Raw genomic sequence first — 5,987 nt, forward strand, 5'->3', positions numbered from 1 at the left:
TGTGTATAAGGGACAGAGGGGGGCGAGGGGGCCGAGCTCGCGGTCCGACGGGTCATGACGCGGCTGGTCCACCCCGGCGAGGTCGCCCTCGGGGACACGCGGCGCCGCGCGACCCGTGACGAGCTCGGCGCCGACGAGCTGACCGCGCGGGTCCTGACGGCCTTCGTGAACCACGCCCGCGTGCTCGTCGCGTCCGAGGTCGCGGGCGTCGAGGTGTTCGAGATCGCCCACGAGGCGCTGCTGCGCGAGTGGACGACCCTCGTCGACTGGCTCAACGCCGACCGTGAGGCCCTGCGCCTGCGCCACGAGCTGGGCGCGAGCGCCGAGAAGTACGCGGCCCACCTGGACCCCGAGTACCTGTGGGGCAAGGGGCGGGTCGAGGAGGCCGAGCGGGTCCTCGCGCACAGCACCGTCGAGCTCCTCGACGACGAGCGCTCGTTCCTGATCCGCAGCCGCCAGCGGGCCCGCAAGCGTGACTGGCTCGTGCGTGGCGCGCTCACGAGCGTGATCCTCGTGCTGATCGCGTTCTCGGGCTTCGCCCTCCTGCTCGCGCTCGAGAACCAGCGGCAGGCCAGCGACAACCAGGCCCTGCTCGCGTCTGAGCGGTCCGAGCGCGAGCGAGCCGACGACGGGGTCAACGCCCAAAAAGGGCTGCGGGCGTCGATGCTGGCCGAGGGGCGGATGGACCTCGAGCCGCTGGCGCTGGCGATCGAGGCCCTCGGCGCCTACGGGCCGCCGTTCACACGCCTGCCGCCGCCTGACGCCTATCAGGGGATGCTCGATGCCCTCGCGATGCGAACCGTCGTCGGCCCCGTCGCGGTCCTCGACGGCCACAAGGGCAGCGTGGTCGCGGTCGGGTTCTCGCCTGACGGCCGTCGGCTCGCAACGGGGAGCCTCGACGGCAGCGTGCGCCTGTGGGACCCGGGCACGGGCGAGCAGCTCGCGGTCCTCGACGGTCACAGCCGCAGCGTGACCGCGCTCGCGTTCTCACCCGATGGCTCGCGGCTTGCGAGCGCGAGCTGGGATCGCAGCGTGCGCCTGTGGGACCCCAGCTCGGGCGAGCCCCTCGCTCGGCTCGACGGCCACCGCGACGACGTGGTCGCGCTCGCGTTCTCGCCCGATGGCGCGCGCCTGGCCACGGCCAGCTCCGACGACACCGCGCGGCTGTGGGACGCCGAGTCCGGGGCGCCGATCGCGATCCTCGAGGGCCACGCCGCCAACGTCAGCGCGCTCGCGTTCTCGCCCGACGGCTCGCGCCTGGCCACGGCCAGCCACGACGCGAGCGCGCGGATCTGGGACGCCGGGTCCGGGGCCCCGCTGCGCACGCTCGAGGGCCACGACAGTCGGATGCTCGACCTCGCGTTCTCACCTGACGGCGCCCGCCTGGTCACCTGCGGCTACGAGCCGGTCGCGCGGCTGTGGGACGTGGCGAGCGGGGACCCGCTCCTCAGCTTCGAGGGCCACCGCAGCAGCGTGGTCGCGGCCGCGTTCTCGCCCGACGGCTCGCAGCTCGCAACGGCGAGCTTCGACGACACCGCGCGGCTGTGGGACGCGAACACTGGTGAGCAGCTCGCGAGCTTCGAGGGCCACACCGACGACGTCCTCGCGCTCGCGTTTTGGGCCGACGGCGCCCGCCTGATCACTGGCAGCGCCGACGCGAGCGCGCGGCTGTGGGACCTTCGCTCCGGGCGCGAGCTCGCCGCGCTCACCGGTCACGGCGGGGGTGTCCTCGCGCTCGCCTCGGCCGTGGATGGCTCGCGCTTCGCGACGGCCAGCGCGGACTCGACGGCGCGGGTGTGGGAGCTGAGCTCCAAGGCCCCGCGCGGTCGCCTGAACGGCCACGCGGGCAAGGTCGCCGCGCTGCGCTACTCGCCCGACGGCTCGCGCCTGGCCAGCGCGGGCTACGACGCGAGCGTGCGCCTGTGGGATCCGGCCACGGGCTCGCAGCTCCGCGCGCTCGACGGCCACGGCAGCTACGTGGTCGCGCTGGCCTTCTCGCCCGACGGCTCGAAGCTGGCGACGGCCAGCTACGACTCGAGCGTGCGCCTGTGGGACGCCCGCTCGGGCGCCTCGCTGGCGGTGTTCGAGGGCCACGAGAGCTACGTGGTCGCGCTGGCCTTCTCGCCCGACGGCTCACGCCTGGCCAGCGCCAGCTACGACGCGAGCGCGCGGCTGTGGGGCGTCGAGTCCCACGAGTCGCTGGCGGTGTTCGAGGGCCACGAGAGCTACGTGGTCGCGCTGGCCTTCTCGCCCGACGGCTCGAAGCTGGCGACGGCCAGCTACGACTCGAGCGTGCGCCTGTGGGATGTCCACTTCGAAGATCAGCGCGCCGTGCTCGAGGGCCACGGCAGCTACGTGGTCGCGCTCGGGTTCTCGCCCGATGGCTCGACCCTCGCCTCGGCCGGCTGGGATCACGACGCGCGGCTGTGGGACGTGGCCTCGGGCACCCAGCGGCTCGTGCTCGAGGGCCACCGTGATCGCGTGACCGCGCTCGCGTTCAGCCCCGATGGTTCGCAGCTGGCGACCGCCAGCGCCGACGATCAGCTGCGCCTGTGGACGGTCGAGACCGGGGCCACGTCGCAGATCTTCGCGGGCCATCGCGACGACGTGCTCGCGCTCGGTTTTTCGCCCAGTGGTGCCCAGCTCGTGACCGCCAGCGCCGACGACAGCGTGCGCCTGTGGGATCTGAGCTCGGGCCGCGAGCTCGCGACGCTCGTCGGCCACGGCGGCGACGTCAACGCGGTCGTGTTCGCCCCGGACGGGTCCTACTTTGCCAGCGCGGGGTCGGGCGGCGGCGTGATCTTGTGGCCGATGCCCGCGACCGCGCTCGGCCTGGCCTGCGCTCGCATCGAGCCCTACCTGGTCGGAACTTCGTCGGCCCCAATCTGCGCCCAGCTCCGCTGAAGACGGCCGACTCAGCCCTCGCCGTCGAGCTCGCGCCTGAGCTCCTGGGCCCAACCATCGAGCCCGCGCAGCGTCGTCTCGAGCGCCTCGCGCGACCTTGCGAGCGCGCGCATCTCCTCGTCGAGGCGCGCTCGGCCTCGGCGCATGCGGGTCTTGATCGTGCTCGGGGGCATGTCGAGCGCGACGGCGATCTCGCGCACGCGCATGTTCTCCCAGTAGTGGAGCTCGAGCATCAGCTGGGTGTCGAGGGGCAGCCGCCGCAGCGCCGCGAGCAGCAGCTTGTTTTGGCCGTGGGCGTCGATCGCCGCCGACGCGGAGGGATCGAGCCCGGCGAGGGTGGCGTGTTGGGGATCAAAGCGCTCACGGTCGCGGATCGTGTTGCGAAGGTGCTCGAGCAGCTTGTTGCGCGCGATGCCGAACAAGAAGCTGCGAAAGCCACCCTCGGCTCGGAGTCGATCGAGGGCGCCGTCGAGGAGGCCGAGGAAGGTCGCCTGGACCAGGTCGTCGCTGTCGGAGCCGACCTTGCTCATGAAAAAGCGCACGATGCTCTCGAGGTGGCGCTCGACCAGGGTCGCGCCCGCTGCTCGGTCGCCCGCGCGCCAGCGCGCGAGCAGCTCGCTGTCCGAAAGCGCCTCGAGTCCGCTCATGTCGTCGTCGAGCATAGCTCATCGGGGGCCGGCGCCGGGGCGACCCAAGCGCGCCGAGCTCACCAGCATCCTCGCCGCTCACGCGCTCTTCGCCGGCCTCGGTCTGCTCGCGCTGGCCGAGCCCGACCTGGGCCGACGCAGCAACGCCAAGCGGGGCGATCTGATGCGCAACGCTGCGCCGGACATCGAGGCCGCGAGCACGCCCTTGGCTCGGCGGCCGTCGGCTGTCCAACAAGCTGGTGCGCGGCTCAGAGCCCGCAATGCTTCGATCAATTGATGACGGGTGAATGGGACACGCGAAGGTCACAACCGCTCGAAGGATGTCGTCCATGACCCATTTTTGTGGTGTGATCGTCACCGCGAGTTTCGTTGCAGTCGGAGCTGCACCCGACGACAGTCCGCGCCATGGGAACGATCGGCCGCCGAACTTTCATGATCACCGGTGGCGCGACCACCATCGCGCTCTCCCTCGCGACCCTCGGTCGTAGCCGCCGGGCAAGCGCCCGCGGTCGCTGGGGTGAGCTCATCGCCGACCCCGAGGGGGTCCTCGATCTCCCGGCCGGCTTCAGCTACGAGGTCCTCGAGGCCGTCGGCGACGACATGGACGACGGCTACCGTGTCCCCGGTCGCCCCGACGGCATGGCCTGTTTCGCGGGCCCCGACGACACGCTGATCCTCATGCGCAACCATGAGAACAGCGCAGGCGACCTCGCCAACGGGCCCTACAAGACCGGCCAGCGGCCGCCGGTCGAGGCCTACGAGGACAACGCGACCGGCGGCGTGACCCGTGTGGTCATCGACGCGAACACCTACGCGCGGATCTCCAGCAACCTCGTGCTCGTCGGCACGGTTCGCAATTGCGCGGGTGGGCCTAGCAGCCCGTGGTGCAATGCATCGTGTCGCCTCGCGCCGGAATTTTCGCCGAGGGCGCGAAGCCAAAACGCCGCTGTACCGGGCGTACTGCAAGTTTTGGCGACAAAGCCCTCGGCGAAAAGGCCAAGCGAGGCGGCGCGAGGCATTGCACCCCGGGCTGCTAGCCCGTGGGGCTGGCTGTCGTGCGAGGAGAACACCAACATCAACGACGGCGTCCGCCACGGCTACACCTTCTTGTGCCCGACCGACGCCGCGACGGTCCAGACGCCGCAGCGGATCGACGGCTACGGCCGCTACAACCACGAGGCCGTCTGTGTCGATCCCTCGAACAACTACGCCTATCTGACCGAAGACCGCGGCGACTCGTGCCTCTATCGCTTCGTGCCCGACGAGGTCAACGAGCCCTTCGTCGGCACCCTGCAGGCGCTCAAGGTCGTCGGCGTCGACGAGTACGACACCTTCGGCATGGCCGAGGACGAGGTGCTCGACGTCGAGTGGGTCGACATCGACAACCCGGACCCGGACGACGACAGCGTCCGCGACGAGGCCCAGGCCAAGGGCGCCGCGAGGATCGTCCGTGGCGAGGGCATCTGGTTCTTCGAGGGCCAGGTCTACATCTGCTCGACCAGCGGCGGGCCGATCGGCAAGGGCCAGATCTTCCGGTTGATCGACGGCGACAGCCCGACCCTCGAGCTCCTCGTCCACGCGACGGATCAGGGCGTGCTCGACAACCCCGACAACATCACCGTCGCGCCCTGGGGCGAGGTGTTCATCGCCGAGGACGGCGACGGCGATCAGTACATCCGCTGGGTCAACGAGCTCGGCGAGATCTGCGACTTCGCCCGCAACGCCATCAGCGACAGCGAGCTCGCTGGCGTGTGCTTCTCGCCCGACGGGCAGGCGATGTTCGTCAACATCCAAAATGACGGGCTGACGCTGGTTGTGACCGGGCCGTTTCCGATGATGGGCGGCGGACACGGAGACGGAGACGGCGACACCGGAGACTCGGAGACCGGAGACGGCGACCCTGGAGACGGCGACCCTGGAGACGGCGACCCTGGTGAGGCTGGCGACGAGCTCGGCGACGGGGGGGACACGGGGACCGGCACTGGCGGTGACAGCGACGCGGGGATCGAGGACGCAGCCGGTTGCAGCTGCTCGGTCGAGGGCGACGATCCATCCGGGCTCGCGGCCGCCGTGACCGTCGCGGCGGCGATCGTTTTGCGCGGCCTGCTCGTACGCGGCGACGAGGGGGACTCGGTCGGCGACTGACGCCGAGTTCACGTCTGCGCCACGTAGACGTGGCGCGCTCGCAACCCTCATCGAGGACACCATACCCATGTCCCTGTCCAAGGCTGCGAAATCTGCTCTGACCCTCAGCTTGCCCCTCGCGCTCGCGCTGACCGGCTGTGGCGATGACGTCACGGGTGACACCGGAACCGAGACCGAGACCGAGACCGAGACCGGAAGCGGGGACGGCGACGGCGACACGGGAGATGGCGACGGCGATACGGATGATGGCGAAGGCGACCCGGGAGACGGGGATGGGGATGGGGATGGGGA

General features: G+C 71.0%; 4 protein-coding genes and 1 pseudogene. 4 read left to right on the forward strand and 1 reads right to left on the reverse strand.

All coding sequences use genetic code 11. The annotated features are described in order from the left end of the window. Positions 1–45: 45 nt before the first annotated feature. Positions 46–330, forward strand: a pseudogene (locus ENSA5_RS39655) (nSTAND1 domain-containing NTPase); the annotation flags it as partial. Positions 331–792: 462 nt separating this feature from the next. Beyond that, positions 793–2,904 carry a WD40 repeat domain-containing protein gene (locus tag ENSA5_RS02275; RefSeq protein WP_373422409.1) on the forward strand — a complete coding sequence of 704 codons (2,112 nt, stop codon included), beginning with the start codon at positions 793–795 and terminating at the stop codon, positions 2,902–2,904. An 11-nt stretch (positions 2,905–2,915) separates the two neighbouring features. On the opposite strand, the gene ENSA5_RS02280 is transcribed toward ENSA5_RS02275, so the two are convergent. Continuing rightward, entirely contained in the window at positions 2,916–3,551 is a 636-nt protein-coding gene (locus ENSA5_RS02280; protein WP_106389909.1) for an RNA polymerase sigma factor, read from the reverse strand. Positions 3,552–3,956: 405 nt separating this feature from the next. Between ENSA5_RS02280 and ENSA5_RS02290 the strand changes: the two genes are divergently transcribed. Both ENSA5_RS02290 and ENSA5_RS02295 read left to right on the forward strand, forming a co-directional pair. Further along, entirely contained in the window at positions 3,957–5,696 is a 1,740-nt protein-coding gene (locus ENSA5_RS02290) for an alkaline phosphatase PhoX (protein WP_258182703.1), read from the forward strand. Between the two features lie 67 nt (positions 5,697–5,763). Next, the coding region (locus ENSA5_RS02295; protein WP_181197228.1) for a hypothetical protein at positions 5,764–5,987 on the forward strand (224 nt) is incomplete at its 3' end.

The sequence above is a fragment of the Enhygromyxa salina genome (assembly GCF_002994615.1).
Lineage (GTDB): Bacteria > Myxococcota_A > Polyangia > Nannocystales > Nannocystaceae > Plesiocystis > Plesiocystis salina_A.